General features: G+C 67.9%; 23 protein-coding genes. 10 read left to right on the top strand and 13 right to left on the bottom strand.

The features are described from left to right. The first annotated feature begins 2 nt into the window (after nt 1-2). The 5 genes from DBY63_RS10665 to DBY63_RS10645 all read left to right on the top strand — a co-directional run bounded on the left by DBY63_RS10665 (nt 3) and on the right by DBY63_RS10645 (nt 4,876). Nucleotides 3-755 (top strand): 3-hydroxybutyrate dehydrogenase, encoded by a 753-nt coding sequence (locus DBY63_RS10665; protein ID WP_108581905.1) that lies wholly within the window; start codon nt 3-5, stop codon nt 753-755. Between the two features lie 19 nt (nt 756-774). Further along, on the top strand, nt 775-1,476 hold the full coding sequence (locus DBY63_RS10660) for a CoA transferase subunit A (RefSeq protein ID WP_007162850.1): 702 nt from the start codon (nt 775-777) through the stop codon (nt 1,474-1,476). A 1-nt stretch (nt 1,477) separates the two neighbouring features. After that, nucleotides 1,478-2,104 carry a CoA transferase subunit B gene (locus DBY63_RS10655; RefSeq protein WP_108581904.1) on the top strand — a complete coding sequence of 209 codons (627 nt, stop codon included), beginning with the start codon at nt 1,478-1,480 and terminating at the stop codon, nt 2,102-2,104. Nucleotides 2,105-2,118: 14 nt separating this feature from the next. Next, nucleotides 2,119-3,300, top strand: coding sequence for an acetyl-CoA C-acetyltransferase (locus DBY63_RS10650; RefSeq protein ID WP_108581903.1), 1,182 nt, complete (start codon nt 2,119-2,121; stop codon nt 3,298-3,300). Between the two features lie 154 nt (nt 3,301-3,454). Then, the gene (locus DBY63_RS10645) at nt 3,455-4,876 is read left to right on the top strand and encodes a TIGR00366 family protein (RefSeq protein WP_108581902.1); all 1,422 of its coding nucleotides are present in this window, start codon (nt 3,455-3,457) and stop codon (nt 4,874-4,876) included. A 56-nt stretch (nt 4,877-4,932) separates the two neighbouring features. Here the strand turns inward: DBY63_RS10645 and DBY63_RS10640 are convergent, their stop codons facing one another. From DBY63_RS10640 to DBY63_RS10620, 5 genes are all read right to left on the bottom strand, one after another. Further along, entirely contained in the window at nt 4,933-5,157 is a 225-nt protein-coding gene (locus DBY63_RS10640; protein WP_007159037.1) for a hypothetical protein, read from the bottom strand. Nucleotides 5,158-5,289: 132 nt separating this feature from the next. Beyond that, the gene (locus tag DBY63_RS10635; RefSeq protein WP_108581901.1) at nt 5,290-6,042 is read right to left on the bottom strand and encodes a TerC family protein; all 753 of its coding nucleotides are present in this window, start codon (nt 6,040-6,042) and stop codon (nt 5,290-5,292) included. A 111-nt stretch (nt 6,043-6,153) separates the two neighbouring features. Further along, on the bottom strand, nt 6,154-6,969 hold the full coding sequence (locus DBY63_RS10630; protein ID WP_007159039.1) for a glycine betaine/L-proline ABC transporter ATP-binding protein: 816 nt from the start codon (nt 6,967-6,969) through the stop codon (nt 6,154-6,156). Then, nucleotides 6,966-7,817: a proline/glycine betaine ABC transporter permease gene (locus tag DBY63_RS10625; protein WP_027597557.1), complete on the bottom strand. Its 852-nt coding sequence runs from the start codon at nt 7,815-7,817 to the stop codon at nt 6,966-6,968. The genes DBY63_RS10630 and DBY63_RS10625 overlap by 4 nt, the downstream gene beginning before the upstream one ends. 1 nt (nt 7,818) lies before the next feature. Then, nucleotides 7,819-8,778 carry an ABC transporter substrate-binding protein gene (locus DBY63_RS10620; RefSeq protein WP_108581900.1) on the bottom strand — a complete coding sequence of 320 codons (960 nt, stop codon included), beginning with the start codon at nt 8,776-8,778 and terminating at the stop codon, nt 7,819-7,821. Between the two features lie 284 nt (nt 8,779-9,062). On the opposite strand from DBY63_RS10620, the gene DBY63_RS10615 reads away from it, so the two are divergent. After that, on the top strand, nt 9,063-9,899 hold the full coding sequence (locus tag DBY63_RS10615) for an MBL fold metallo-hydrolase (RefSeq protein WP_044341393.1): 837 nt from the start codon (nt 9,063-9,065) through the stop codon (nt 9,897-9,899). Nucleotides 9,900-10,238: 339 nt separating this feature from the next. Here DBY63_RS10615 and DBY63_RS10610 read toward each other — a convergent pair whose 3' ends face one another. The 3 genes from DBY63_RS10610 to hpxO form a co-directional block, all read right to left on the bottom strand. Continuing rightward, nucleotides 10,239-11,021: a PhnD/SsuA/transferrin family substrate-binding protein gene (locus DBY63_RS10610; RefSeq protein ID WP_108581899.1), complete on the bottom strand. Its 783-nt coding sequence runs from the start codon at nt 11,019-11,021 to the stop codon at nt 10,239-10,241. 46 nt (nt 11,022-11,067) lie between these two features. Next, nucleotides 11,068-12,081 carry an ABC transporter substrate-binding protein gene (locus DBY63_RS10605; RefSeq protein WP_027596806.1) on the bottom strand — a complete coding sequence of 338 codons (1,014 nt, stop codon included), beginning with the start codon at nt 12,079-12,081 and terminating at the stop codon, nt 11,068-11,070. 75 nt (nt 12,082-12,156) lie between these two features. After that, nucleotides 12,157-13,314 (bottom strand): FAD-dependent urate hydroxylase HpxO, encoded by a 1,158-nt coding sequence (gene hpxO / locus DBY63_RS10600; protein WP_108581898.1) that lies wholly within the window; start codon nt 13,312-13,314, stop codon nt 12,157-12,159. Between the two features lie 291 nt (nt 13,315-13,605). On the opposite strand from hpxO, the gene DBY63_RS10595 reads away from it, so the two are divergent. Next, nucleotides 13,606-14,199, top strand: a complete 594-nt coding sequence (locus DBY63_RS10595; protein ID WP_007159047.1) for a Yip1 family protein — start codon at nt 13,606-13,608, stop codon at nt 14,197-14,199. A gap of 69 nt (nt 14,200-14,268) precedes the next feature. Here the strand turns inward: DBY63_RS10595 and DBY63_RS10590 are convergent, their stop codons facing one another. Both DBY63_RS10590 and DBY63_RS10585 read right to left on the bottom strand, forming a co-directional pair. Then, nucleotides 14,269-15,045: a class III extradiol ring-cleavage dioxygenase gene (locus DBY63_RS10590; protein ID WP_108581897.1), complete on the bottom strand. Its 777-nt coding sequence runs from the start codon at nt 15,043-15,045 to the stop codon at nt 14,269-14,271. Between the two features lie 23 nt (nt 15,046-15,068). Further along, on the bottom strand, nt 15,069-15,467 hold the full coding sequence (locus DBY63_RS10585; RefSeq protein WP_007159049.1) for a DoxX family protein: 399 nt from the start codon (nt 15,465-15,467) through the stop codon (nt 15,069-15,071). A 102-nt stretch (nt 15,468-15,569) separates the two neighbouring features. On the opposite strand from DBY63_RS10585, the gene DBY63_RS10580 reads away from it, so the two are divergent. From DBY63_RS10580 to DBY63_RS10570, 3 genes are all read left to right on the top strand, one after another. Further along, nucleotides 15,570-16,478 carry a LysR family transcriptional regulator gene (locus tag DBY63_RS10580; protein ID WP_027596810.1) on the top strand — a complete coding sequence of 303 codons (909 nt, stop codon included), beginning with the start codon at nt 15,570-15,572 and terminating at the stop codon, nt 16,476-16,478. A gap of 106 nt (nt 16,479-16,584) precedes the next feature. Next, nucleotides 16,585-16,956, top strand: coding sequence for a YkgJ family cysteine cluster protein (locus tag DBY63_RS10575; RefSeq protein WP_027602781.1), 372 nt, complete (start codon nt 16,585-16,587; stop codon nt 16,954-16,956). Between the two features lie 397 nt (nt 16,957-17,353). Beyond that, nucleotides 17,354-17,626, top strand: coding sequence for an HU family DNA-binding protein (locus DBY63_RS10570; protein WP_007159052.1), 273 nt, complete (start codon nt 17,354-17,356; stop codon nt 17,624-17,626). A gap of 112 nt (nt 17,627-17,738) precedes the next feature. Here DBY63_RS10570 and DBY63_RS10565 read toward each other — a convergent pair whose 3' ends face one another. From DBY63_RS10565 to imuA, 3 genes are read right to left on the bottom strand one after another with little or no spacing between them, the layout of a single operon-like run. Then, nucleotides 17,739-20,813: an error-prone DNA polymerase gene (locus DBY63_RS10565; protein WP_108581896.1), complete on the bottom strand. Its 3,075-nt coding sequence runs from the start codon at nt 20,811-20,813 to the stop codon at nt 17,739-17,741. Next, nucleotides 20,810-22,219, bottom strand: a complete 1,410-nt coding sequence (locus DBY63_RS10560; RefSeq protein ID WP_042135603.1) for a DNA polymerase Y family protein — start codon at nt 22,217-22,219, stop codon at nt 20,810-20,812. The genes DBY63_RS10565 and DBY63_RS10560 overlap by 4 nt, the downstream gene beginning before the upstream one ends. A 7-nt stretch (nt 22,220-22,226) precedes the next feature. Continuing rightward, nucleotides 22,227-22,841, bottom strand: coding sequence for a translesion DNA synthesis-associated protein ImuA (imuA, locus tag DBY63_RS10555; RefSeq protein ID WP_042135605.1), 615 nt, complete (start codon nt 22,839-22,841; stop codon nt 22,227-22,229). Nucleotides 22,842-22,885: the final 44 nt, after the last annotated feature.

Raw genomic sequence — 22,885 nt, 5'->3', positions numbered from 1 at the left:
CCATGGACCTCACCGGCAAGACCGCCCTGGTCACCGGCTCCACCAGCGGCATCGGCCTGGGCATCGCCCAGCGCCTGGCCGCCGCTGGCGCCACCCTCATCCTCAACGGCTTCGGCGATCCCGCTGCGGCCCAGGCCAGCCTGACCGGCCGCAGTGGCTTCCACGGCGCCGACCTGTCCAGGCCGGAGGAGATCGAAGAGCTCTTCGCCTACGCCCAGCGCGACTTCGGCGGCGTGGACATCCTGGTCAACAACGCCGGCATCCAGCACGTGGCGCCGGTGGAAGACTTTCCGGTGGAACGCTGGGACGCGGTGATCGCGCTCAATCTCTCGGCGGTGTTCCACACCACCCGCCTGGCGCTGCCGGGCATGCGCGAGCGCGACTGGGGTCGCATCATCAACATCTCTTCAGTGCATGGCCTGGTGGCCTCCACCGGCAAGGCCGCCTATGTGGCCGCCAAGCATGGCGTGGTGGGCCTGACCAGGGTCACCGCCCTGGAGACCGCCCGCACCGGCATCACCTGTAACGCCCTCTGCCCGGGTTTCGTGCTCACCCCGCTGATCCAGCAGCAGCTGGACAGCCGTGGCAGTGATCCGGACCAGGCGCGGCGCGACCTGCTCAGCGAAAAGCAGCCGTCGCAGGAATTCGTCACCACCGACCAGTTGGGCGAACTGGCGCTGTTCCTGTGCAGCCAGGCCGCTGCTCAGGTACGGGGCGCCGCCTGGACCATGGACGGCGGCTGGACCGCCCAATAACGACAAGAGGATCTCCATAATGAACAAGCTCTATCCCAACGCCGCGGCTGCCCTAGACGGGCTGGTCAGCGACGGCATCACCCTGGCCGTGGGCGGCTTCGGCCTCTGCGGCATTCCCGAGGCGCTGATCGCCGCCCTGAGAGACACCGGCGCCCGCGAACTGACCGCCATCAGCAACAACGCCGGGGTGGACGGCTTCGGCCTCGGCCAGCTGCTGGAGACCCGGCAGATCCGCAAGATGATTTCCTCCTACGTGGGCGAGAACAAGGAATTCGAGCGCCAGTACCTGGCCGGCGAACTGGAGCTGGAATTCACCCCCCAGGGCACCCTGGCCGAGAAGCTGCGCGCCGGTGGCGCGGGCATCCCGGCGTTCTATACCCGCACCGGCTACGGCACCCTGGTGGCCGAGGGCAAGGAGGTCCGCGACTTCAATGGCCAGCCCCATGTCATGGAGCTGGCGCTGACCGCCGACGTGGCCCTGGTCAAGGCGCAGCGCGCCGACAAGGCCGGCAATCTGGTCTTCAACAAGACCGCGCGCAACTTCAATCCGCTGTGCGCCATGGCCGGTCGCGTCTGCGTGGCCGAGGTGGAAGAGCTGGTGGAGGTCGGCGAGCTGGATCCCGACCAGATCCACCTGCCCGGCATCTTCGTGCAGCGCCTGGTGGTCAACGCCAGCCCCGAGAAACGTATCGAGAAACGCACCCTGAGCGAGGAGAAGTAAGATGGCCTGGAACCGCGAACAGATGGCGCAACGCGCCGCCCGGGAGCTGCAGGACGGCTTCTACGTCAACCTCGGCATCGGCTTGCCGACCCTCGTCGCCAACTATATCCCCGCCGGCATGGACGTCTGGCTGCAGTCGGAAAACGGCCTGCTCGGCATCGGTCCCTTCCCCACCGCCGAGACGGTCGATCCGGACCTGATCAACGCCGGCAAGCAGACCGTCACCGCCCTGCCTGGCAGCAGCTATTTCGACAGCGCCGCGAGCTTCGGCATGATCCGCGGCGGCCACGTGAACCTCGCCATCCTCGGCGCCATGCAGGTGTCGGAAAAAGGCGATCTGGCCAACTGGATGATCCCCGGCAAGATGGTCAAGGGCATGGGCGGCGCCATGGACCTGGTGGCCGGCGTGCAGCGCGTGGTGGTGCTGATGGAGCACACCGCCAAGGGTGCCCACAAGATCCTGCCGGCCTGCGACCTGCCGCTGACGGGCGTCGGCGTGGTCGACCTGATCATCACCGACCTGGCCGTGCTGGAGGTGACCGAAGGCGGCCTCAAGCTGGTGGAACTGGCCGAAGGCGTCAGCCTCGATGAACTGCGCGCCGCCACCGGTGCCCCCATCCAGGTCTAGAGGAGACCCTGAACATGCAAGACGTCGTCATCGTCGCCGCCACCCGCACCGCGGTCGGCAGTTTCCAGGGCTCCCTGGCCAACGTACCCGCGGTGGAGCTCGGCGCCACGGTCATCCGCGCCCTGCTGGCGCAAACCGGCGTGGCACCGGCCGAGGTGGATGAAGTCATTCTCGGCCAGGTGCTCACCGCCGGCGCCGGCCAGAATCCCGCCCGCCAGGCGGCGGTCAAGGCCGGCCTACCCCACGAGGTGCCAGCCCTGACCCTGAACAAGGTCTGCGGCTCCGGCCTCAAGGCGGTGCAACTGGCCGTCCAGGCGATCCGTTGCGGCGACGCCGAGATCGTCATCGCCGGTGGCATGGAAAACATGAGCCTTGCGCCCTATGTGCTGCCCAAGGTGCGCAGCGGCCTGCGCCTGGGGCATGCCGAGCTGGTCGATTCCATGATCAGCGACGGGCTGTGGGATGCCTTCAACGACTACCACATGGGCCAAACCGCGGAGAATCTGGTGCAGCAGTACCAGATCAGCCGCGAGGCCCAGGATGCCTTCGCCGCCCGCTCCCAGCAGCGCGCCGCGGCGGCGGTGGAATCCGGGCGTTTCCGCGAGGAGATCACCCCGGTGGCCATCCCCCAGCGCAAGGGCGAGCCGCTGCTGTTCGACACCGACGAAGGCATCCGCGCCGATACCACCGCCGAGGGCCTGGCCCGGTTGCGCCCGGCTTTCGCCAAGGACGGCAGCGTCACCGCCGGCAACGCCTCCAGCCTCAACGACGGCGCTGCCGCGGTGCTGGTGATGAGCGCGACCAGGGCCGCCGCCCTTGGCCTGATGCCGCTGGCCCATATCGCCGCCTATGCCAGCGCCGGGGTGGACCCGGCGATCATGGGCATCGGCCCGGTCTCGGCCACCCGCAAGACCCTGGAAAAGGCCGGCTGGCAGCTGAGCGACCTGGACCTGATCGAGGCCAACGAAGCCTTCGCCGCCCAGGCCCTGGCCGTGGGCCAGGAGCTGGGTTGGGATGACGAGAAGGTCAACGTCAACGGCGGCGCCATCGCCCTGGGCCACCCCATCGGCGCCTCGGGGTGCCGGGTGCTGGTGACGCTGCTGCACGAGTTGCGTCGGCGCGACGGTCGGCGTGGCCTGGCGACCCTGTGTATCGGCGGTGGCCAGGGCGTGGCCCTGGCGGTGGAGCGGCGCTAGTCCCTATCGCGGCCGTGGGCCGCTCCTACAGATACGGACACACTGTAGGAGCGGCCCATGGCCGCGATATGACCCCAACCGCGTGGAAAAGGCTGCGCCGTTTTCCACGCTACGCCTGATGTTCCCCCGAAAAACAACAACAAAAGGATCCACCATGAGCTCAACCCCCTCCCGCGATTCGCGCAGCGCGCGGTTCGCCCTGGCCTGTTCCAACTGGGCCGAGCGCTGGTTTCCCGATTCCTGGGTGTTCGCCGTGCTCGCCGTGGCCGTGGTGGCCCTGGCCGCCCTCGGCATGGGCGCGCCGGCGGCCAAGACCGCCAAGGCCTTTGGCGACGGTTTCTGGAGTCTGATTCCCTTCACCATGCAGATGGCCTTCGTGGTCATCGGCGGCTATGTGGTGGCCAGTTCCGGTCCGGCCGGGCGCCTGATCGAGCGCCTGGCGCGGGTGCCCCGTACCGGACGTGGCGCGGTGTGCTGGGTGGCCCTGGTGGCCATGCTCGCCTCGCTGCTCAACTGGGGCCTGAGCCTGGTGTTCGGCGGCCTGCTGGTGCGCGCCCTGGCCCGCCGCGAAGAACTCAAGATGGACTATCGCGCCGCCGGCGCCGCGGCCTACCTGGGCCTGGGCGCGGTCTGGGCGCTGGGGCTGTCGTCGTCGGCGGCGCAGCTGCAGGCCAATCCGGCCAGCCTGCCGCCCTCGATCCTCGCCATCACCGGGGTGATTCCCTTCAGCCAGACGCTGTTCCTCTGGCAATCCGGCGCCCTGCTGCTGGTGCTGCTGGTGGTCTCGGCGGTGATCGCCTATGTCACCGCGCCCGGACCGGACAGCGCGCGCGATGCCCGTGCCTGTGGCGTTGACGTCACCCCGGCGCCCAAGCCGGCCGCTAAGCCGACCCGTCCAGGCGAATGGCTGGAATACAGCCCCATCCTGATCATCCTGCTGGTGCTCCTGGCCGCGGGCTGGCTGGTGCAGGAATTCGCCAGCAAGCCGGCCATCGAGGCCATTTCCGGGCTGAACACCTACAACCTGCTATTCATCTCCCTGGGCGCCCTGCTGTACTGGCGGCCGCGGCATTTCCTCGACGCCGTGGCCCGCGCCGTGCCGGCCACCACCGGAGTGCTGATCCAGTTTCCGCTGTACGGCTCCATCGCCGCCATCCTGACCAAGGTCAATGGCGCCGATGGCCAGACCCTGGCGCACCATATCGCAGCATTTTTCACCCAGATCGCCACCCACGACACCTTCGCCCTGCTGATGGGCGTCTACTCGGCGCTGCTGGGGTTCTTCATCCCCTCGGGCGGGGGCAAGTGGATCATCGAGGCGCCCTACGTCATGCAGGTGGCCAACGACCTGCAGTATCACCTGGGCTGGGCCGTGCAGATCTACAACGCCGCCGAGGCATTGCCGAATCTGATCAATCCCTTCTACATGCTGCCGCTGCTGGGCGTGCTGGGGCTGAAGGCGCGCGACCTGGTCGGCTTTTCCTTCGTACAGCTGCTGGTCCATGCACCCCTGGTGCTGGTGCTGCTATGGCTGTTGGGGGGAACGTTGGCCTATCTGCCGCCGGTACACCCGTAGCTCGGGTGGGGCGCAGACGGTAAAGCGGGAGGGGTGGAGCGGGAGCCGGCTGAATCTCAACCGGCGATGGCCAGGCGGGTGCTGTCGATGATGGCCTGCAGGCGGCTCGGGTTGCTGTATTCGTCGCGGTAGATCCGGCGGGTGTGCTTGGCCACGCCATGCTCGTTGACGACGATGAAGGAAAAACCACGCTTGCTGGGCGCGTCGATGACGCAGCTCATCGGCGCGAAAGCGGCGCTGAGGGCATGCATGGCGTTCTGGGCTTGGGCTTGTATGTTCATGACTTCAGTTGTAAACCTCACGTGTGACGCTGCTATGACAAAGGTCTTGACCGATAGTGCCTAGACTTTCCAGTTATTGTTAGCAATAGGCGTGCCGGAATGTAACAAGGCCTTTTCCGGCACGCCCTGCCCTCACCTGCCGGCAGCCTGCTGGCGACGCTTGGCTCGCCGCGACAGCATGTTCAGGCCCTCGATCAGCGCCGAGAAGGCCATGGCCGCGTAGATGTAGCCCTTGGGCACATGGGCGCCGAAACCTTCGGCGATCAGCGTCATGCCGATCATGATCAGGAAGCCCAGCGCCAGCATCACGACGGTGGGGTTGTCGTTGATGAACCTGGCCAGGGGGTCGGCCGCCAGCAACATGACGGTCACCGCCACCACCACCGCGATCACCATCACCGGCAGGTGCTCGGTCATGCCGACGGCGGTGATGATGCTGTCCACCGAGAACACCAGGTCCAGCAGGAGGATCTGCACGATGGCCGAACCGAAGGCCAGGGTCGCCGTCTCGCCGCCCTTGCTCAGGGCGCTGTCGGGCTCGGGATCGACGTTGTGGTGGATCTCCTTGGTCGCCTTCCACAGCAGGAACAGGCCACCGGCGATCAGGATCAGGTCCTTCCAGGAAAAGCTCTTGCCGAACACCTCGATGATGGGCTCGGTGAGCTGGACGATCCAGGCCACGGTACCGAGCAGACCCAGGCGCAGGATCAGCGCCAGGCTGATGCCGATGCGGCGGCCCTTCTGCTGTTGGTGCGCGGGCAGCTTGTTGGTCAGGATGGAGATGAAGATGAGGTTGTCGATGCCCAGCACCACTTCCATCACGATCAAGGTGGCGAGAGCAGCCCAGACGGTCGGGTCGGCGGCGAGTTGTAGCAGATAGTCCATTGCGGCGCGGTTCCAGTGGGAAGAGAAAGGCCTGACAGGGTCAGGCCGCAGGTCTCACCATCAGAGCCTCGCATCTGTGAAATGCTCGTGAAGGCCTCTGCCGCAATTGTTTCAAACTGTCGCAGCGGTACGCCGCTGAACGAAGCGCGCCACATAGTCGTCGGCCGGCTGGCCGAGGATGTCCGCCGGGGTGCCCACCTGCACCAGCCGACCGTCACGCAGGATGGCGATGCGATTGCCCAGGCGCAGGGCCTCGTCCAGGTCATGGGTGATGAAGACGATGGTCTTGTGCAGGCGCTGTTGCAGTTCCAGCAGTTGCTCCTGCATCTCGGCGCGGATCAGTGGATCGAGGGCGGAAAAGGCCTCGTCCATCAGGATGATCTCGGTATCGGCCGCCAGGGCGCGGGCCAGGCCAACGCGCTGGCGCATGCCGCCGGAGAGCTGGTGCGGCCATTTGCGCTCGTAGCCGGCCAGACCCACCACCTCCAGCCAGTGCAGCGCCCGTTCGCGGCAGACCGCCTTGGGCTCGCCGCGCACCTTGAGACCGTAGGCGACGTTGTCCAGCACTCGCCGATGCGGCAGCAGGCCGAAGCTCTGGAACACCATGCTGATGCGCTGGCGGCGCAATTCGCGCAGCGCCGGCAGTGGCAGCTGGAGGATGTCCTGGCCATCGATGAGGATGCGCCCGCTGCTGGGATCGATCAGCCGGTTGAGGTGGCGCACCAGGGTCGATTTGCCGGAACCGGAAAGGCCCATGATGACGAAGATCTCGCCCTCGGCGATCTCCAGGGACAGATCGTCCACCCCCACCACGCAACCGGTGCGGGCGAGGATCTCGGCCTTGTCGTGCCCCTCGCGCAGCAGCGCCAGGGCCGCCTGTTCGCGCTTGCCAAAGATCTTGGAGACCCGCTCGACGACGATCTTCATCGCTCCACCTCATGTCGCTGGCGGCCATAGGCCTGGGTGATGCGGTCGATGACCACGGCGAGGATGACGATGGCCAGGCCCGCCTGCAGGCCCTTGCCCACGTCCAGGGTCTGGATGCCCACCAGCACCTCCTCACCGAGGCCGCGGGCGCCGATCATGGAGGCAATCACCACCATGGACAGCGCCATCATGGTGGTCTGGTTGATGCCGGCCATGATGCTCGGCAGCGCCAGCGGCAGCTGCACGCCGAACAGCTGCTGCCAGCGACTGGCGCCAAAGGCGTTGACCGCTTCCATGACCTCGCGATCGACCTGGCGGATGCCCAGGTCGGTGAGGCGGATCAGCGGTGGCGCGGCATAGATCACGGTGGCGAAGATCGCCGGCACCTTGCCCAGGCCGAACAGCATCAGCACCGGGATCAGGTACACGAAGCTGGGCATGGTCTGCATGATGTCCAGGAGCGGCATCAGCACCAGGCGCAGGCGAGCGCTACGGGCGCAGAGGATGCCCAGCGGCACGCCGATGATGACCGCGATGGCGGTAGCCACCAGCACCAGGGCCAGGGTCTGCATCAGCTTGTCCCACAGTCCCAGGGCGCCGACCAGGAATAGCAGGCCGGTGATCAGCAGGGTCGGCAGCACCCGGCGGGTGGCGTGGGCGGCCAGGGCCGCGACGATCAGCAACAGCGCCCACCAGGGGGTGCCGCGCAGCAGGCCCTCGAGCCAGACGATGGCCTGCAGCAGGGTGTCGGAGATGGTTCGGAAGACGTCGCCGTAGCGTGTCACCAGCCAGTCGACGCCACGATTGACGGCGTCGGCGAAGGAAAAGGTCAGGCCTTCGGGAAACATCCTAGAGCGCCGCCTGGATCTTGCTGCGCGCCGCGGCGTCGGTCACCCAGGCCTGCCAGAGTTCGGGATGGGCCTTGAGCAGCGCCTTGGCGGCGGCGGGGGCGTCCTGCTTGGCGTCGGCCTGCTCGGCCAGGGTGCGGTTGAGCAGCTCGATGGGCACATTGACCCGACTCAGCACGGCCACCAGTTCGGGGGCGCCGTCGTGGAAGGGCTTGGAGAGGCCGGCCTGCACCTGGATGCGCTTGGCTTCGCCATCGCGGGGCTTGAGCTGGACCATGTCGACCCGACCCAGCAAGGGCGTCGGCGACCAGTAATAGGTGAGGATCGGCTGCTTGCGCTTGGTGGCCGAGACGATGGCCGCATCCAGCGCCGGACCGGTGCCGGGGCGGAAGTTGGTGTACTTGTCGCTCAGGCCGTAGCTCTGCAGCATCTGGGTGTTTTCCAGCTCGCAGGTCCAGCCGGCCGGGCAGTTGTAGAAGCGGCCCTTGCCCGGCTCTTCCGGATCGCGGAACAGCTCGGCGTACTGGCCCAGGTCGGCGATGCTCTTCAGCTTGGGCGCCTTGGCGCCCTCGCCTTCCACCAGATAGCGCGGCACGTACCAGCCTTCGGTGGCGCCTTCGATGGGCGCGCCCACGCCGACCACCTTGCCGGCCGCGGCGGCCTTGTTCCAGGCCTCGCTGCGGCCGATCCACTCCTCGGCGAACACCTGGATGTCGTTGTTGCCCAGGGCCTGCTCCAGGGTGATGGAGTTGCCCGGGATGCTATCCACCTTGCAGTCGTAGCCGTGCTGCAGGACGAAGCCCATCAGTTCGGTGAGCAGCATGCCGCTCTCCCAGTTCACCCCGGCGAACTTGACCGGCTTGCTGGCGCACCAGCTGTCGGCTTGGGCGGTACCGGCGGCGAGCAGGCCAAGGGAAAGGCCGGCGGCCAGGAGGGAACGGCGAGGAAAGGCTGTGGGCATGGGTGGCTCCGTCTGCACTGGGAGGGCCAGGGCGGCAGAGCCGGTCCGCTGGCGATCCTATCTTGGTCAGCGCCAATGGCTCAGGGTTCAGCCAGAGGCCCTGGCACTGCCGTTACCCGCCTCGGCGCTGCTGAATCCGGGAGCCTGCTCCGGTCGATCGATCGTCGCCACCCGGGTCCGTCGATCTCTCTTCACTGGCTGCGACACCCGCGCGAATGGCCGCTGCGCTCGAACTTTGCCCACGCGCGCCTCTTCTACCGGAGGTCACCTTCGCGGAGCCGAGCATGCGTATCCATCACCTAAACTGCGGCTGCATGTGCCCCCTGGGCGGGGCGCTGTACGACGGCTTCAGCCGCGGACTCGCCGCCCACCTCGCCTGTCACTGCCTGCTGGTGGAAACCGACCGGGACGGCTTGGTGCTGGTGGATACCGGCTTTGGCGAAGCCGATCTGCGGGAGCGCGGCCGGCGCCTGAGTCCCTTCTTCCGACTGATGAATCGCATCCAGTACGATCCCGAACTCAGCGCCCTGGCGCAGCTCCGCCGCCTGGGTTTTCGTCCGGGCGATGTCCGCCATATCGTGCTGACCCACCTGGATTTCGACCACGCCGGCGGCCTGGACGACTTTCCCCAGGCCCAGGTCCACGTGTTGCAGCGGGAGTGGGATGCGCAGCGCCAGCGCCACGGCTTCATCGGTCGGCGCCGCTACAGTCCGGCGCAGTGGCAAGGCATCCGCCATTGGCATTTCCACGAGCCCCGGGGCGAGGCCTGGCACGGCTTCGCCAGCGTGCGCGACCTGCCCGGCCTGCCGCCGGAAATTCTGATGATCCCCCTGCCCGGCCACACCCCGGGCCATGCCGGCATCGCCGTCCAGCACGACGGGGGCTGGTTGCTGCACGCCGGCGACGCCTATTTCTACCGCGACGAGATGCGTCAGCCCGAACGCCACTGCACGCCGGGGCTGAGGTTCTACCAGCGACTGATGGAAGCCGACCGCGCCAGCCGCCTGGACAACCAGGCCCGCCTGCGCGAACTCTCCCTGCGCCAGGACCTGGGGCTGACGCTGTTCTGCAGTCATGATCTGATGGAGCTCAAGCGGTTGCAGGAGGGTGAGCGGGTTTAGGTTGCATAAGTACGGGGCTGACTGCGGTACAAGCACCCAATCGCGGCCATGGCGGTCCGCCGATGCGGCCGCTCCTACAGTTCAGATTGAATGCGGGAGCGAATGTCTTGGCGTTTTAGGGGTACATCAGGTGTAGAACCGTAGCGTGGAAAACGGCGCAGCCTTTTCCGCTGGGGACTTCGTGGCGAGGGACGCCCTCACCCCAACCCTCTCCCAAGGGGAGAGGGAGTCATCCGTGCAGACGCTCATCGCCACTAGCCCCGCAGGATCGCGGTCGGCCGACGTGCCTGCGTCCGCAGGAGCGGCCGCATTGGCGGACCACTATGGCCGCGACAGGTCTTAAGCAATCACTGGATAACCCTGCTCCACCGCTTCTCGCCGCCAGTCCAGCAGCGGTAGATAGGTCGTCTCGTCCACCGCCGTGACACCCTCGATGGCCAGGATGTCGGCCAGGGCAGGATCGGCGGCCAGGCTGTCGTTCAGGGCGGCGCGCAGGGCTTCCACGTCCGCATCCGAACGACTGGCGGCGGTGATGAAGGGCAGCGTCGGACTGGGGCGGGTGCGTTGCAACAGGCGCAGGCCGGCGACCCGCTCGGGTTGGGCGCGCTGCAGATAGCCGTAGGTCACGGCATCCACCGAGGCGACATCGGCATGACCCTGCTGCAACAGCGCCAGGCTGTTGGCGTGGCTCTCGCTGACGATCATCTCGCCAAAGAAGCGGGCCCGCTCCGCCAGGGGCGCCACGGCGTGGCGCAGCAGATTCATGCCGGTGTTGGAATCCAGGCCGTTGAGCGCCACGCGCTTGCCGCGCAGATCGGCCAGGCCGGTCGCCTCCAGCGTCTCGGGCACCAGGATGAAGGCGCAGTGCTCGGCCGCCTGGCAACCCGCGAAGCGATAGCGCGGCGCCGCCACCAGGCGCACCTGGCCGCGCAGGCGGGTGGCCCAGGGATAGCCGCAGGTCTGCGCCAGCAGCAGCTCGGGATGCGTCCAGAGCGCCGGCAGGTCCTCGGGCGCGGGGTCGAGCGTCTCGCCCAGGCGCAGCGCCACGGCTTCGGCCAGCTGGCGATAGGCGTCGCGCACCTCGGCAGGCTCGACGTACATGGTAAGGGCGGCGACGGTCATGGGCGGCTCCAGCATGGAAAACCGCCATTATCCGCTATCACTGCACTCAGAGCGCCGCCTTTACCCGTTCGGCGTTTTCCGCCGGCAGCCAGGTCGTCCAGACCTCCGGATGCTCCTTGAGGAAACGTTTGGCCACCACCTGGGCGTCTTCGCGTTTCTCGGCCATGCCGGCGAGGATGCCGTTGAACTGGTCGAGGGGGAATTCGACCTTCTCGAACAGCGCCACCAGGGCCGGTGCCTTGTCGTGCAGGTCGCGGGAGACGCCGATGGTGATCTTGGCCGGCAGCGAGCGCGACGGCAGCGGATCAGGATTCTTCGGATCCGACAGGGTCTCCCAGGCCTTCTCGCTGAAGGGTGGCTCTTCCAGCTGGACCAGCTTGTAGCGGCCCATCAGCGGGGTCGGCGACCAATAGTAGAAGAGCACCGGCTCGCCACGGCGCATGGCGGTGGCGATGGCCGCGTCCAGCGCGGGACCGGTACCGGTGCGGAAGTTGGTGTAGCTGTCGGTCAGCTTGTAGGCCTTGAGCTTCTGGCTGTTGACGATCTCGCAGGTCCAGCCGGTCGGACAGTTGAGGAAGCGGCCCTTGCCAGGCTCTTCCGGATCACGGAACAGCTCCTTGTAGCGCGGCAGATCGGCGACGCTCTTGAGGTCCGGTGCCTTGGCCTGGATGCCACGCGCGGGGTCGCCCTTGACCAGGTATTCCGGTACCCACCAGCCTTCGGTGGCGCCCTTGACCGTCTCGCCGACGGCAAAGACCTTGCCGGCCTTTTCCGCCGCGCGCCAGGCCGGACTGCGCCCGGCCCACTGCTCGCCAGTGACCTGGATGTCGTTTTGCGCCAGGGCGTTTTCCAGGGTCACGGTGTTGCCCGGCACGCTGTCGGTCTGGCAGCCATAGCCCTTTTCCACCAGCAGGCGCAGCACCTCGGTGGTGAACATGCCGCTCTCCCAGTTGGGGCCGGCGAACTTCACCGTCTGCGGATAGGGACAGCCGCCGTCGGCGGCAAAGGCCAGCGGGGTGATGGTAAGGCTGGCAAGGGTCAGGGCGAGACGCAGGCGCATGGGCTAACTCTCCGACGAGGACGTGGGCCTTTCGACCCCCGGCACTGCCATTCGTCCCCGCGGCCCAGAGCTATTTCACAGCGGACCGCCCTCGGCGGTCTTGCGCAGGCCGGCGATCACCGTCTCGCCGGTTTCCCGGGCCAGCTCGGCGTACCAGGCCCGGGTGGCCAGGGGCTCATGCCCGTGGGTGATCTCGCAGCGTTTGCGCGCCCGCTCGACGATGCCGGCCACCCGCTCCAGCCGCGCGGCCTGATAGGCCTGTAGCGCGGCCAGGGGATCCTGTTCCGCGTCCAGACAGCGCGCTAGCACCCAGGCATCCTCCATGGCCTGGCAACCGCCCTGCCCCAGGTCCGGGGCCATGGCATGGGCGGAATCGCCCAGGAGCGCCACCCGCCCCTGCACCAGGGTCGGCAACAGCCGGGTATCGTGGATCTCCACCCGGGCCACGCCCTGGGGGTCCAGCCGCTCGATCAGGCGCTGCACCGGCGGCGCCCAGCCGGCGAAGTGCTCGGCCAGCTCCGCACGGTAACGGCTGCGGTCGTTGTGCGTGCCCTTGGGCAGGGGTACGTCGAAGAAGAAATAGAATTCATCGCCGCCCATGGGCATCAGCGAGACCCGCTGATGCGCCCCGACGAATTGCGCCCAGTCCTGGGCCTCGGCCAGATCCGGTGCGATCTGCACCCGCCCGTTCCAGTTCACGTAGCCGCAATACTCGCGGGTGATGGCCTGGCCCACCACCCGCTCCCGCAGGCGCGAGTGGGTGCCATCGGCGGCGATCAGCAGGTCGGCCCGTTCGCGCCGACCATCGCCGAGCAGCACGGTCACCCCGGCCGTATCCTGCTCGAAGCCCTCGCAGCCGACACCCAGGGTCACCCGCTCGGCGCCCACCGCTTCGAGCAGGAGGCGCTGCAGGTGGGCGCGGGCGATGGGGCGCGCCGGTCGACCCACGGCCTCATAGAGTGGCAGCAGGCTGAACCGGGTAAGCAACTGTCCCTCATGGTCGCGATAGCTCATGGTCTGCATGTCGCCGCTGACCGCGGCGATGGCGGACCCGAGCCCCAGCTGCTCCAGCACCTTGACGCCGTTGGGCCAGATGGAGATGGCCGCGCCGATGGGGGCCAGATCCTGCGCGCGCTCGAACAGACGGACCCGGTGGCCGGCCTGTTGCAGCGCCAGGGCGGCGGTGAGACCGCCCATGCCGGCGCCGGCGATGATGATGTCGAGAGATGGCATGACGGACCTCGTTGACCGGTAACAGATGCCTTGGGCAAGCAATTTCCTGACCAAGTGGTCAAGTATTGCCGCCCGGGCGTTGCCCGCTTGCCAGGGGCCCAGAAACGCACCAGGGTGGTGCCCCTTGACCATTGGTCGCTTCGTTTCCAGGCAGGCTGCCCTTCGTCGGCTCGCATGACGCATTCCAGAGCTCTTCTATACTCCTAAGGTAGTCGCCAGTCGCGTTGTACCCAGCGTTCGCCATCCACAGAGGCCCGCTTGCGGCGACCACAGCGGGTGAGGAGCAGGATCATGATCAATCATGTCTGGGGCCTGCTGGCCCATCCCGATCGCGAGTGGCAGCAGATTCGTCGCGAAGGGGAAACGGTCGGGCACTTCTTTGCCCATCATGTCGCCTTCCTGGCGGCCATTCCCGTCGTCGCTTCCCTCGTGGGTACCACGACCTTCGGCTGGCGCTTCGGTGGCGGTGAGGCCCATGTGCTGGACCTGCCTACGGCGGTGGTTCTGGCGGTCATCAGCTATGCGCTGATCATGGCGGCGGTGGTGGCCATGGGGCACGTGATCCACTGGCTGGCGCGGCGCTATCCGGATCGGCCTAGCGCCAACCGCTGCATCCTGTTCGCCGGCTACGTGGCTACGCCCATGCTGCTGAGCGGCCTGGTGGGCTTCTATCCGCTGGTGTGGCTGTGCGCCATCGCCGGGATCGTCGGCCTGGCCTATTCGGCCTACCTGCTCTATACCGGCATCCCCTCCTTCCTCAATATCGATCAGCGGGAAGGCTTCATCATGTCCGGCTCCACCCTGGCCATTGGGGTGCTGGTGCTGGAGGTGCTGATGGCCACCACGGTGCTGATGTGGGGGTATGGACCCGAGTTGTTTGGCTGATCGAATGTCGTTTTGACATAGCAAAAAGCCCGGATCCGTCAATCGATCCGGGCTTTTTGTCGTCAGGGGCTAGTGGCGGGAGAAGCCGTAGAGGTCCATGGCCAGGATGCGATGGGCGATGCCATCGTGATGGACGCTGAAGGTGCCCTCGGGATCGGCCGCGCCTAGGGCGACGAACAGCGGCAACAGGTGCTCGTCGGTGGGATGGGCCTGACGGGCCTGCGGCGCCTGACGCCGGTAGTCGAGCAAGGCGTTCAGATCCCGCTCGCGCAGGCGGCTCTGGATCCAGTGCTGGAAGTCCTGCACATAGCCGGGAGACTCGGCGCCGCCACGGCGGAAGTCACCGAGGTTGTGGGTCAGGCTGCCCGAACCGATCAGCAGGGTATCCGCCGGTAGCACCCTGGCCAGTGCCCGGCCCAGGGCAAAGTGGTAGTCCGGTCCACGGGCGGCGCTCATCGACAGCGGCACCACGGGGATTTGCGCGTCGGGATAGAGATAGCGCAAGGGCACCCAGGCGCCATGATCCAGTCCCTGCTCGCCCGTCTCGGCCTCCCAGCCCTGCTCGCGCAGGCCCTGGGCCAACTGCTCGGCCAGGGTCGGAGCGCCAGGCGCGGGATAATCCAGCTGATAGAGGGCCTCGGGAAAGCCATAGAAGTCATGGACGGTGGCCGGCCACGTGGCGTTGCCGAATACCGGTATCCGGGTGTCGAAGTGCGCCGAGACCACGACGATGGCGGCCGGGGTCGGCAGCGACTGCCCCAGGGCGCGCCAGGCCGCTCCCGCCGCACCGGCGTCGAGCGCCTCCATGGGCGAGCCGTGGGAAACGAACAGGGTGGGAAGCGACATGGTGGCGACCTCTCGAGCAGGATTCAGGAGCGCTTGCGTGCATCCCAGGAGAGCTGGCCCGCGCCCAGCAGCGCCAGGGCGGCAGCGGTCACGGCGAGAAAGACCGGATATTCCCAGCCGCCGTGGGGATTGGAAAAGGACCAGCCGTTGCCGAAATGGACCGTCGCCGCCGCGAACAGTTGGACGGCGGCGACTGCCGCGACCGGACGCACCCAGGCGCCCAGGATCAGCAGCACGCCGGCGCCCAGCTCGAAGAAGGTGACCGGATAGGCCAGCCAGCCGGGAAAGCCCACCGAGGCGAAGAAACCCGCCGTGCCCGGCAGGGTGAACACCAGCAGCTTGGTCAGGCCATGGGCCAGGAACATGGCACCCAGGGCCAGGCGCAGCAACAGGGGAGCATAGGAAGAGGTACGGTCGGTCATGCTAATTCTCGAACTGAGGAAAGATGACCCTATTGTCCTGTTTCCAAGGCGCGAATAAAGGTGCACGCTGGGAATGAACTGTGCACGTTATGGAAACAATCCTTGGATACCCTGAAAGCTCTGCAGGCATTCGTCAAGATCGTCGAACTGGGCAGCCTGACCGCGGCGGCGGAGCGGCTGGAGCTGTCCCGCTCGGTGCTCACCAAGCACCTGGCCGCCCTTGAACGGCATTACGGCACCCGGCTGCTGCAGCGCACCACCCGTACCCTGAGCCTGACCGAGGCCGGACGCACCCTCCATGAAGGACTGGTGCCCCTGCTGGGTGATCTGGAGGCCCTCGAACAGCGCCTGCAGGAAGGCCACGAACGGCCCCGCGGGCGTCTCAGGGTCAGTGCGCCCCTGACCTTTGGCGTGCGTCACCTGGCGCCCTTGGTGAGCAGTTTCCTGCACGAATATCCCGAAGTCGCCATCGACCTGGAGCTGAGCGATCGCCAGGTGCGCCTGGTCGAGGAAGGCTTCGATCTGGCCGTGCGCATCGGCGACCTCAGCGATTCCAGCCTGGTGGCGCAGCCCCTGGGGGCGGTCGAGCTGTTCATCTGCGCCGCGCCCGCCTACCTGCAGCGCCACGGTCGCCCCGAGCATCCTGCCGAGTTGCGCGAGCACCGCTGCCTGCTCTACAGCTATGCCAGCGACGGCGATCTCTGGGAATTCCGGCGCGACGACGAGCGCCTGCAGATCAAGGTCAGCGGGCCGCTGCGCGCCAACAACGGCAGCGTCCTGCACCAGGCGGCGTTGGACGGCCATGGCATCATTCGCCAGCCGGATTTCCTGGTGGGTGATGACCTTGCGGCAGGTCGCCTGGAGCGACTGTTCGCGCCCTGGTACACCCAGGCCATCGCCATCCATGCCCTCTATCCCCATCGGCGCCTGGTGCCGGCCAAGGTACGGCTGTTCATCGCCTGGCTGCAGCGACATCTGGTCACGCCCGGGCCGCGAAAAGCACTGCCGTAGGTCGCCGCCGAACGGTCGTTGGGAGGGGCTTCGCAGCCTCGCGGGGCTTGCCTAGAATCCCCGTCTGTCCCGCCGGCGCTGCCGGTTTCTGCGATGGCTGTCGTCCATGTCGACCGAGAATCCCTGCCTCAGCTGTGGCGCCTGCTGCGCCCATTTCCGCGTGTCTTTCTATTGGGGCGAATGCCAGTCGGCCGGTGGCCTGGTGCCCGATCACCTGACCGTCGCGATCAGCCCGCATCTGGTGGCCATGCAAGGTACCGAGCAGAAGCCGGTACGCTGCACCGCCCTGCTCGGCGAGGTCGGCTGCGGCACGCGCTGCACCGTCTACGAGAACCGTTCCAGCACCTGCCGCGAGTTCACCGCCGCCTGGGAGAACGGCGAAGCCAATCCCCATTGCGATGCGGCCCGCGCCGCCTATGGGTTGCCGCCCCTGACGCCGCCGTTGCAGCCGCATCTATCGCCCGATCGCGTAGCTTAGGCACTGTACGAAAACTGCCTGCGCTCGGTGATGCTTCGTTGAAAAACCTTTCGGAATGCTCATTTACCACTCGTAAACTCCGCTTCCTCAAGGTTTTTCGCCTCGCCTCACCATCGCTCGGCGACTTTTCGTTCAGCGCCTAGAGGAAACCAAACGGCCATCGCCGCTGCCCAAAAAGGCGACGGCTGGGCTGTAAAGCGTGGAAAATGCAGTGCGGATCAGGTTTTCACGGCCCTGCTTGATCGAATACCCTATCGCTCTTTCGCCCGCTATGCGTATCCTGTAGCGCCGAACAACAAGGCTGCTTCAACCGGCCACGTAGAGGCTCACAAAGGCTCTACGCAAGGCAAAGCTGCCGCTATACTGCCTGGCCAATACTCACACATGGAGTTTTTACATGAATAAAGCTGAGCTGATCGACGCCATTGCCGCGTCTGCCGACCTGCCCAAGGCCACCGCTGCCAAAGCCCTGGACGCCTTCACCACTGCGGTGACCGACGCCCTGAAGCAAGGCGACAGCGTCAGCCTGGTCGGTTTCGGAACTTTCGCAGTAAAAGAGCGCGCTGCTCGCGAAGGCCGCAACCCGCAGACCGGTGCCACCATCAAGATCGCCGCTGCCAAGCTGCCCGGCTTCAAGCCCGGCAAAGGCCTGAAAGACGCCGTCAGCTAAGACTGCGTTGGTCGATTCTTGTCTTCCGGGCGCTCCAGAGCGCTTCGGAAGACAGTCCCCCGCTCCACCCGCTCTCTCCCTCCTCCGCTTTTCCCCCTCTCCCCTCTCCGTCCTAGTGAAAATCCCGACTCGACACCATGAGCTCGTCGAGCAGCGGACTCAGATCGGTCAGGCGACCGGCGATCAGGTGCTGCACCCCCGCCTCCCGTTCCAGATGCCCCTCGACCTGTAGCAGCCGTGCCTGCAGCAGGGATCGACGCTGCTGTTCGCCCACCGCGCGCCAGACCACCACATTGAGCATGCCGTGCTCGTCTTCCAGGGTCACGAAGATCACCCCGCTGGCCGTGCCCGGGCGCTGTCGGCCGCGCACCAGTCCGGCTACCCGCACCAGGGCACCGGGCTTGATCTCGTCCAGCTGCCGGAAATCCCGACAGCGCCGCGCCTGGAGTTCGCCGCGCAGCAGACTCAGCGGATGCGGCCCCAGGGTGGTGCCCAGCATGCGGTAGTCGGCATGGACGTTTTCCGCGACACTGGGCGCGGGCAGGGCTGGTCGTTCCTCCAGGGCGCTGTCCGCCGATGCGAACAGCGGCAGCTGGCGCTCCACCCCGGCCATGGCCCAGCGCGCCTGGTGGCGATCACCGGCCAGCTCCGCCAGGGCACCGGCCTCGGCCAGCTGTCCGCGCGCCCGGGCATCCAGCTCGGCCCGGCGACAGAGGTCCTCGACATCGCGAAAGGGCTGCGTACCCCGTGCCGCCACCAGGCGCCGACCCACCGCCTCCGCCAGCCCCTGCACCAGGCGCAGGCCCAGGCGGATCGCCGGCTGATGGCCGGTCCCCGCCTCCAGCCGGCAGTCCCAGTCGCTGACCTGCACGGTCACCGCGCGCACCTCGATGCCGTGGCGCCGGGCGTCCTGGAGGACCTGGTCGGGACTGTAGAAACCCATCGGCCAGCTGTTGACCAGGGCACAGGCGAAGGCGGCCGGCTCGTGGCACTTGAGCCAGGAGCTGGCATAGGTCAGCAGGGCGAAGCTGGCGGCATGGGATTCGGGAAAGCCGTAGCTGCCGAAGCCCTTGATCTGCTCGAAGAGGCGCGCGGCGAATTCCGGGCGATAGCCGCGTTCGACCATGCGGTTGTGCAGGCGTTGACGGTGGGGTTCGAGGCCGCCATGACGCTTCCAGGCCGCCATGGAGCGGCGCAGCTGATCGGCCTCGCCCGGCGAATACTCGGCGGCGACCATGGCGATCTGCATCACCTGTTCCTGGAACAGCGGGACTCCCAGGGTGCGTTCCAGCGCCGGCCGCAATTCGTCATGGGGATAGTCGGCCTCTTCCTCGCCATTCCGGCGGCGCAGATAGGGATGCACCATGTCGCCCTGGATCGGCCCGGGGCGAACGATGGCCACCTCGATCACCAGGTCGTAGAGGGTTTGTGGCCGCAGTCGCGGCAGCATGGCCATCTGGGCGCGGGATTCGATCTGGAACACCCCCACCGTGTCGGCGCGGGAGATCATGGCGTAGGTGGGCGCATCTTCCTGGGGCAGGCTGGCCAGGGTCCAGCGCTGGCCGCGCCAGTTGGCGACCAGGTCGAAGCAGCGGCGCAGGGCGCTGAGCATGCCCAGGGCGAGGATGTCGACCTTGAGCAGGCCCACGGCATCGAGGTCGTCCTTGTCCCACTGGATCAGGGTGCGTTCGGGCATGGCGGCGTTTTCCACCGGCACCAGCGTGGCCAGGGGCGCTTCGGAAATGACGAAGCCACCAGGGTGCTGGGAAAGGTGCCGGGGGAAGCCGATCAACTGGCCGGCGAGGATGAGCACCCGCTGCAGCAGGGGGCTGTCGGGATCGAAACCCGCTTCGCGCAGGCGCGCGGGGCCGGGGATCTCGTCGGTCCAGCGCCCGGCGCACCCGGACAGGGCGTCGAGCTGGTCGCCCGGCAGGCCCAGCGCCTTGCCGACATCGCGCAGGGCGCCGGCGGCATGGTAGGTGCTGACCACCGCGGTGAGCGCAGCGCGCTCGCGCCCATAGCGGCGAAAGACGTACTGGATGACCTCTTCGCGGCGCTCGTGCTCGAAGTCGACGTCGATGTCGGGCGGTTCGTCGCGCTCGCGGGAGATGAAGCGCTCGAACAGCAGATTGCCGGTGAGCGGATTCAGCTCGGTGATGCCCAGCACGTAGCAGACCACCGAGTTGGCCGCCGAGCCACGGCCCTGGCAGAGGATGTGCTGGCGGCGGGCATAGTCGACGATGTCGTGCACGGTGAGAAAGTAGTTCTCGTAGCCCTTCTCGGCGATCAGCGCCAGCTCCCGGGCCACCTGGTCGGTGACCATTGCCGGTGCCCCCTCCGGCCAGCGCCAGGCCAGGCCGCGGCGGGTCAGCTCGGCCAGCCAGGAGCCGGCCGTCTCGCCAGCGGGTATCACCTCCTGGGGATAGCGATAGCGCAACTCGCCCAGGTCGAAGCGGCAGCGGGCGGCGATCGCCAGGGTCTCGGCGCGCAGCGCCGCGGGATAGAGGCCCTCCAGCACCGGCAGCGGCCGCAGATGGCGCTCGCCGTTGGGATGCAGGTGATAGCCGGCCTCGGCCACCGGCAGGTGATGGCGGATGCCGGTGAGCACATCCTGCAGGGCACGGCGTCCGCGGGTGTGCATGTGCACGTCGCCGCAGGCTACTGCCGGCACGCCCAGCTGCGTGCCCAGCGCCTGCAGCTGCAGGAGTCGAGCGGCATCGTCGGCGCCGCGCAGCAATTCGACGCCGAGCCAGAGGCGTTCGGCGAAGACGCTCCTGAGCCAGGCGCCCTCCTCGCTCGCGGGTTCGCCGCCCGGCAGCCAGATCGCCAGCAGGCCGGGCATGGGCGGCTGCAGATCCGCGCGACCCAGCTGGTAGCGGCCCTTGGGCGCACGGCGGCGGGCCCGGGTGATCAGCGCGCAGAGGCACTCGTAACCCGGCAGATCCTCCACCAGCAGCACCAGGCGCAGACCGTCGTCGAGGGTCAGCTCGCTGCCGATGATCAGGGGCAGCCCGACCTGCCGCGCCGCCTGCCAGGCGCGGACGCTGCCACTCAGGGTGCATTCGTCGGTGATGGCCAGCGCTGTGTAGCCCAGCGCCTTGGCCCGCTCGAACAATTCCAGGGCACTAGAGGCACCGCGCTGGAAGCTGAAATTCGACAGGCAGTGCAACTCGGCATAGCCGCTCATGCGAACCAGCCCTGGATCCACCAGGGCGCCTCCTCGCCATAGCGGCGAAAGGCCCAGGCCTGGCGTCCGTCGGCCACCTCGATGCGGTAGTAGTCGCGCCGCTGATCGCCCCCGTCCCACCAGCCGCTTTCGATGCGCTCGGGACCGGCGAGGACCCGGCGTGGCTGGCCGTCGAGGGGGCGCGGTTCGCTCAGCAGCCAACCCGGACGCAGGCCGGGCAAGGCGGTCTCCAGACGCCGCTCGTGGCGCCAGACCAGGGCGCGCTCGGGACGATGATCCGCCTGGATGCCGAGCCCCAGCACCGCTTCCTCGCCCAGCCGGGCACGCAGGCGTTCGCGTAGCACTTCCCAGCCCACGGCCTGGGCGGGACGCTCGTCGAACAGGCCATGGCGTTCCGGCACGAAGAGCGGCAACTCCTCGCTTTCCAGGCGCAGCGCCAGCACCGGGGCCACCACCTGCAGCTGTTCGAGGCGACCGCGGGCGAATTCGAACAGCAGGGCGGCATCGCGTTCGGGGGCCAGCAGGCCGATGGTGAGGGTGGTGGCCGGCCCCTGGCGATGCTCCAGCCAGAGCAGGAAGCGCTGCACGCCCCGGTCGCGACTGGCCAGCCAGACCGCCAGATCGGCGGTGAGGCGACGCAGGGGGAACAGCAGCGCCTGGTGGGATTCCACCTCGAAATTGAGCTCCACCCGCGCCACGAAACGATCGGGCGGCCGATAGAACTCCAGCGCCAGGCTGCGACTGCCGCCCAGCAGATCCAGCTGCTGCAGCAGCTCGGGGGCGAAGCGCCGGGCCAGGGCGGGCCTGGGCAGGGCCTTGAGTTGCTCCAGGCGGCGGATGCCCATGCGCACCAGCGCCTGGGCCTGCTGGGGGGCGAAACCGGCGCGCTCCACGGGCAGCCGATCGAGCAGGCGCGGCAGATCGTCCGGCGCGGCGATGAGGCCATCGGCGACATTGGTCAGCATGCGCGCCGCCACCGGATTGGGCGCCAGCGCCAGCCGGTGGCGAAAGCCCAGGCCCTGGAGCTCCTGGCGCAGGCGCCGCTCCAGCCGTGGCCAGGGCCCCAGCAGCGGCAGGCTGGACTGGATCTCCAGCAGCAGCGCCCGCGGATAGTGGCGACTGACCTGGGAGCTGAAGCCGTAGCCCCAGGCCGCCAGCAGCGCCTCGGCCGTCTCGATGAGCGCCGGGTCGTATTCCTGCTGCTCGAAGTCGCGGGTCAGCGCCTGGGCGGCGGCCAGGGTCAGGCCGGGGCGCAGCCCCAGGGCTCGCGCGGCCGGATTGACCGCCTGCAGCAGGCGGCGCTGTGGCGGACCGGAAAGCAGCACCAGCGGCCGCTCCGGCTGGGGATGACGGCGCAGCACGGCATCCAGCGCCAGCTGCGGAAAGAGGATGCAGGCCCAGCGCATGGCAAGCTCAAGCGCCGCCGGCCAGATCGAGCACGCCGGGCTGACCGCCGCGGCATTTGCGGATGTGCAGCCGTTCCAGCGGCGCCCTGAGTTCCAGGCGCAAGGCCGCCGGCGAAGGATTGTCCAGGGCGGCGGCCGGGCGCAGGGCGAAGGCCAGGGTGCGGCCGCTCTCGGCGGCGACCTGCAGCCGGCGCAGCTGGCGATCGTCGGCCCGCTCGGGCCAGCAGAGCACCGCGCCGAAGCAACCGGAGCGCAGGCACTGCTCGGCGGCCCAGAGCACCTCGGCGCCCTGGGCGTGGATCACCACCAGGGCATCCAGCGCCACGCCGGCCGCCTGCCAGGCCAGGGGATAGGGCAACAGCGGCGGCCCGATCAGGGCGATGCGCTCGGCGGCCTGGCTCAGGCGCGCCAGGGTCGGCCAGAGCAGCCGCAACTCGCCATGGCCGGGACCGGCGAGCAGCAATTCGGTCAGGGCCGCTTCCGGCCAGCCGGCACCGGGCAAATGGGCATCCAGGGCGGCGACCCCGGTGGGCTGGTCGCTGCGCCGGGCGTCGGGACTGGTCTGCCCCTTCCACAGGCGCCGCTCCTCGAACAGCCGGGCCAGGCTGGCGCCGCCGCTCATGCCGCCAGACCTGCAGGGATATTGTCCATGGCCATCGCCTCTAT

The sequence above is a fragment of the Pseudomonas sp. RIT411 genome, from assembly GCF_003057735.2.
Lineage (GTDB): Bacteria > Pseudomonadota > Gammaproteobacteria > Pseudomonadales > Pseudomonadaceae > Chryseomonas > Chryseomonas oryzihabitans.
Note: the sequence above shows the minus strand (reverse complement) of the source record. Positions and strands in the feature narration are given on the sequence as shown.